The sequence below is a fragment of the Paenibacillus sp. Marseille-Q9583 genome (assembly GCF_976954365.1).
This window is the reverse complement of record NZ_CDRJTB010000135.1, coordinates 1-5123: the sequence shown is the minus strand read 5'-3', so window position 1 is coordinate 5123 and position 5123 is coordinate 1. Positions and strand designations below refer to the sequence as shown.

At 37.3% G+C, this 5123-nt stretch carries 8 protein-coding genes; 2 read left to right on the top strand and 6 right to left on the bottom strand.

The window, feature by feature from the left end; genetic code table 11:
• A partial coding sequence (locus ACWNM1_RS30190; RefSeq protein WP_449603869.1) for an HNH endonuclease occupies positions 1-652 on the bottom strand: 652 nt, incomplete at its 3' end.
• A gap of 172 nt (positions 653-824) precedes the next feature.
• Between ACWNM1_RS30190 and ACWNM1_RS30185 the strand changes: the two genes are divergently transcribed.
• Complete coding sequence (locus ACWNM1_RS30185; RefSeq protein ID WP_449603868.1) at positions 825-1958, top strand: thermonuclease family protein; 1134 nt, start codon at positions 825-827, stop codon at positions 1956-1958.
• Positions 1959-2019: 61 nt separating this feature from the next.
• Here the strand turns inward: ACWNM1_RS30185 and ACWNM1_RS30180 are convergent, their stop codons facing one another.
• Together ACWNM1_RS30180 and ACWNM1_RS30175 are read right to left on the bottom strand one after the other, a co-directional pair.
• The gene (locus ACWNM1_RS30180; RefSeq protein WP_449603867.1) at positions 2020-2307 is read right to left on the bottom strand and encodes a hypothetical protein; all 288 of its coding nucleotides are present in this window, start codon (positions 2305-2307) and stop codon (positions 2020-2022) included.
• 42 nt (positions 2308-2349) lie between these two features.
• Positions 2350-2493 (bottom strand): hypothetical protein, encoded by a 144-nt coding sequence (locus ACWNM1_RS30175; RefSeq protein WP_449603866.1) that lies wholly within the window; start codon positions 2491-2493, stop codon positions 2350-2352.
• 211 nt (positions 2494-2704) lie between these two features.
• On the opposite strand from ACWNM1_RS30175, the gene ACWNM1_RS30170 reads away from it, so the two are divergent.
• Complete coding sequence (locus ACWNM1_RS30170) at positions 2705-3568, top strand: discoidin domain-containing protein (protein WP_449603865.1); 864 nt, start codon at positions 2705-2707, stop codon at positions 3566-3568.
• Between the two features lie 54 nt (positions 3569-3622).
• Here the strand turns inward: ACWNM1_RS30170 and ACWNM1_RS30165 are convergent, their stop codons facing one another.
• The 3 genes from ACWNM1_RS30165 to ACWNM1_RS30155 form a co-directional block, all read right to left on the bottom strand.
• On the bottom strand, positions 3623-3841 hold the full coding sequence (locus ACWNM1_RS30165; RefSeq protein ID WP_449603864.1) for a hypothetical protein: 219 nt from the start codon (positions 3839-3841) through the stop codon (positions 3623-3625).
• A gap of 83 nt (positions 3842-3924) precedes the next feature.
• Positions 3925-4791, bottom strand: coding sequence for a hypothetical protein (locus tag ACWNM1_RS30160; RefSeq protein WP_449603863.1), 867 nt, complete (start codon positions 4789-4791; stop codon positions 3925-3927).
• A gap of 110 nt (positions 4792-4901) precedes the next feature.
• On the bottom strand, positions 4902-5123 hold a 222-nt coding region (locus tag ACWNM1_RS30155; RefSeq protein ID WP_449603862.1), incomplete at its 5' end, for a hypothetical protein.

Below are 5123 nucleotides of genomic sequence, written 5' to 3'. Positions count from 1 at the left end.
ATATCCTCCATGGCTTAATATGACTAGCTATAAGAAAATCAGAATTGTTTATACCACAAATTCTACACTTACATCCCAATTTCAATAATTTTGTTTTAAATAGGCCCTGACCTATTCTCGCTTTCACAATTTGTTCTTTCTCTGTTGGATCCAAACTGGAAGGCAATTCATTTTCAATCTCAAATATAATATTTTCCTCATTAGGTCTTGTATGTCCTACTAATTCTAACAAAAAATCCGCAAACTCCTGAGATATCTGATATAGGTAACCTTGATTTCCACCACCCGTAATATTAAAAGGAGCGTATTTGGAGGCTTGAAGTTTCTTAATCTCTTCTGAGTATACACTGTACTTTATTGGATTATTAACCCCAATATATTCTCCCTTTACGTACCAGCCATGGTTTCTCCATAGTTCATTTTTATCTAAACCAAGTGGCTTATCCTGTTCTTTAGCATCTTCTAGTGCAGTGATAATATCCAAAAGCTTACCACCAACACTATTGAATATTAAATCACCTTTTTTAACACTAGTCATTGTAGTCCAATAATGAAATGTCTGGCCTTCATTGTTTTTTGTAGGTGCCCAAAGAAATCCACCTGATCGCTCTTCAACGTAACTTTTATTTTGAAAAACAATAAAATAATTCATCCATTATGCCCTCTTATCTTTCAGAATTTACTCATAACTGATTTCGACATTGTAAATAAAAATCCTTGCGAGTATATTGTATGTTTGATGAAGTTCCCGTTTGATTCCCATAGTCATTATCTCCCATTTCTGCTAAGCTAACTTCATCTATTTATAGAAAAGGGGTTCCTAGATGTTCAGATCAAAAAAGTTTTGGATTTCTCTTAGTATTATCGCTTTAATAGAAATTCTTATTTTTACGAGCATAACTTTTCGGGATGCTATAGCTATTAACTTTTTCTTGATATCCTTTGTTGCAATACCGATTTGGATTATAGGTCTGATTAAACCTTCATTAGTTATTCGCTGGGGAGATCCAACCAAAAAGACACGCAAAGCGGTTACCACATATTCATTAATCACTATTGCGATATCTCTTATATTGTTTGTAGTAACTGTTCCTAAAGTTACGACTGTTGAGCAAGGAAACTCCGTAGCAAAAGAAAAGATTGTGGAAAATGTTAACCAGAATGAAAGCACTGAAAAATTGCCAATGTCGGTTGACGCAAAGCAAAATATCGAACCAACAAGTTTAAATTCATCTGCGAAAACAATTGAAGTTCAGGTAATCTCCATCACTGATGGGGATACCTTTACAGTCAAATTACAAGACGGCACATCTGAGAAAGTGCGGCTTATACTTATTGATACACCGGAGACTAAGCATCCCTCTAAGCCGGTTCAACCTTTTGGCCTTGAAGCGAGCGCGTATACAACAGAAATCCTTACAGGAAAGACTGTAAAACTCGAATTTGATGTATCTGAGCGCGATAAATATGGACGCATTTTAGCATATGCATACGTTGGTGATAAGATGGTGAATGAAATGTTGCTTGAAAAGGGTCTTGCGAGGGTTGCTGTTTATCAGCCTGATGTCAAATATGTTGATCAATTTAGGGAGATCCAGAAGAAAGCACAGTCGGCTAAGTTAGGGATTTGGAGCATAGAAGATTACGCAACTGATAAAGGCTATGATGATACTGTAGTTGCGAAAGTAAGTGCTCAACCAACTGCTACTGTCAAACCCTCACCAAAACCAGTGGCTACTTCGAAACCTGTTGAAACGAAAAAACCTGCAGCAGCACAAACCAAGAAGCCAACTGCTGCTCCTACTAAAAAGCCAAAAGCAACACCCCAACCAGTCCAAGATGTTTATTACAAGAACTGTTCTGCCGTCAGGGCAGCCGGCGCAGATCCAATCTATGCAGGTGACCCTGGCTACTCAAGAAAGCTCGATCGAGACGGAGACGGTATAGGTTGTGAATAAAATTAAACCCCAGGAAGTGCTCCTGGGGTTTAGCTATGTCATTATAATTATGTATACCTTTCTAGTAATCTGTCCAGTAACCTATATGGCCGCCATCCAAGCCCCATGTAACTGATGCTGGTCGATCCTCATTTCTCTCCCATTCCTCAATGACAACTGCACTCTCTAGCGGTTTCCCGAACTCCCACAGAATGTATTTATTCTCTGTCAATTCCTGCAGCCCGGCTCGGATCTTTTCCGATGTCCGCCCACTCTTTCTCTCCAGTACCTCTAGCGTAGGCTTATATCCATGATGCACCGAGCAATGCCGCATGATCATCAGAAGCTTGCGGGCTGTATCACTAAGCATGGCGTTTCTCTTGTAGAGGTCGCCAGGATAATATCCCAGATGCTAAAAAAAAACACGTGGTGCTCCAGTAGTCAAACAGTTAGCCCTTATACGGTCAGTACGAATGCCGATGATCTCAAACTTACGTTGCGTAATCTTGCCCGTTTTGTCCTGGTATATAATTTCAATGATTTGACCTACACGCATCTCATGTGATCGCCTCCAATAACAAGAACATTTGTTTGTATTATAACTAAACATACGTTCTTTGATCAAAGGAGAACATATTCATTTGTTGAGATTGAAAAGAAAATAATGTTTTCCCATCATTTAATTACAGATATAGTCAAATATGTTTAGACGTGTATTAACAATTGCAGTAATCTATGATTTGCAAATACATTTAAGGAGAATACATATGAAAAAAATCTTTCTGCCTGTCCTTCTTACGTTTTTATTAATTTTTAGTTTCTCATCTAATATTATAGCTGAAGGAACTTCTGTTCAAAGTAATCTCATTCCTATAATGACTTCGAATGATGCACCTTTGGGCCATGTAACTGCCAGTAGTGTTTGGAGCAGTCAGCACCAACCATTTAACCTTTTTAACGGGGTTAAGAATGATAGTTATGGATGGGCGAACATGAATAGCCCTTCTGGATGGGTTGCATATGAATTTGACCGCCCTGTTGTGGTTAATCAGTATGCTTTATGGCCTCGTTCATCCATTGATCAAAATACCTATAAAGGTGAAACACCTAAAAACTTTACTTTTGATGCATGGGACGGAGAAAATTGGATTGTACTCCACTCTGAATCAGATATAACCGACTGGAAACCAAACGTAAAAAAGGTGTTTAATTTCATTAATGAAAAATCTTATATAAAGTATAGATTAAACATTCTAAGTAATAATGGCTTAGCTGACTTTACTGCTTTAGGAGAGTTGGAAATGTTCAACACTAATACCGCTACACCGACCTCAACACCAAGTACAACGCCAATACCCACACCGACTGCGACACCAACTGCAACACCTGAAATTCCATCAGGAGATCGTGCTATTCTATTAGTCACACTAACAACTGGCATTGATAAAGAATTTGATCTCTCAATGTCTGAGATAAACGCATTCCTTAACTGGTATGATTCAGCTTCTGGGGTCACTCGTTATGGAATAGATAAGCATGCGAACAATAAAGGCCCATTCAGCAAACGAACAGACTATGTAATTCATGACAAGATCCTCTCCTTTGAAGTAAGCGAGTACACAGCTCAATAAACAAAAATAGCCCCATCAACCAGTTACGGTTGATGGGGTATTTGATATAAAGGTTTATGCCAAAACCATCCTAAATTCAAATTCGGTTCTCATGTAATAAGCATCCGCGACTTTAACGCTAATTGGACTCCATTTCTGGACTGGACCCTCACAATCAATTATACAGCCGACCAAATCACCACGGCGTTCGAGAATATCTACTTGTGACTGTGACAAAGCAGCAGTCAGAAATTCTGCATCCGTCTTCAAGACTTTGTATACATTACTCAACATGATCACTCCTATGAATTAAAAAACTATCCTTGCTGGTAGAGTATGTTTCTTACATTCACTCATTTTTTTAATTAGAGTATCTGTTACCAAAATGTAGCATTAACTTTCCAAAGAGTCTTTGTAAACTTAGTATAATCAGACTTTGCTTTACCTCCAAGGATTTTTGCGATTGAAGCTTGAAGCTCAGCGTTTATACCAAAATCATCATTATAACTGATATCCATCTCAACTTTTTCTAAACCATGATTGAGGACACCGTCGACTACACTTAACCATTTTTCTTCGGTAGGATACCATATAAGATCCGAAGGAAGTTTAGCTTTAGAAAATAATGAGGGCTTCCTAAATTCTGCTTTGAACAATATTTCTTTACCTCTTTCATTACTCATTTGAAAGTTCCCTTGTCCTTTAACTGCTTTCTTACCACCACTAAACCTAGCATTTATTTCTTGCGAATACCCTTCTCTATATTCGACCGTAAGCTCTTTTGGTTTGAGAGACATTAACAGCCTGATAGCTTCATTATACTTTTCTTCAAAAGCAATGGAGTGAAAAGACTTTGCAGGAAAATACACCTTATCATTATGCGGATTTTTAATGTAAAAAGTATTCTTCTGAGGAGATATCGAGCCTTTCCATTCTAAGTTATCAAAAGCTTGTTTGAGAGGTACTTTGATATATGTGAGTTCGGTTGTGACTTCTTTTTCCTTCCAACTTTTCATCCCTATCAAATCAGCAGCACCAACTACTAATGCTGCTCCCAAAGGATTAACTAGAGAGAATGCAGTTCTTGCCGCCAACCTCCCAGCCATACTTATACCTGCTGTTTTAACCATTTTTTTTAATTTATCATCAGAATTTTGAGTAATAACCGTTTCTATTTCACTGTAATCCCCTATCAAAAGTACTTTCCGATCATTCGGATCAATATCAAGAATCGTTTTATTCAAGTACTATTCCCCCCAACCCTTGTAAAATATTATTTATTGGCAAGGAAATTTTTCCTGACCGCAAAGAAATACCCTACCAATAATGACAGGGTTTAATCCGATTAAAATTATTAAAATAAGTTTTCAATAAAATCAACGATTTGCTTCCAAAATGAGAACAAAAGAGCAAAGCCTGTAATTAGTGAAATTATTACAGAGAGAATTATTGGATGTCTTTGAGAGAATGATTTTTTCTTAGGCGGCTTATTATTCAAATTGTTAACAGCATTGACCTGATGCCCGACTGAACTGTTTTTTATTTTATTATTATTTCCAATTTTAATATCAGCCAT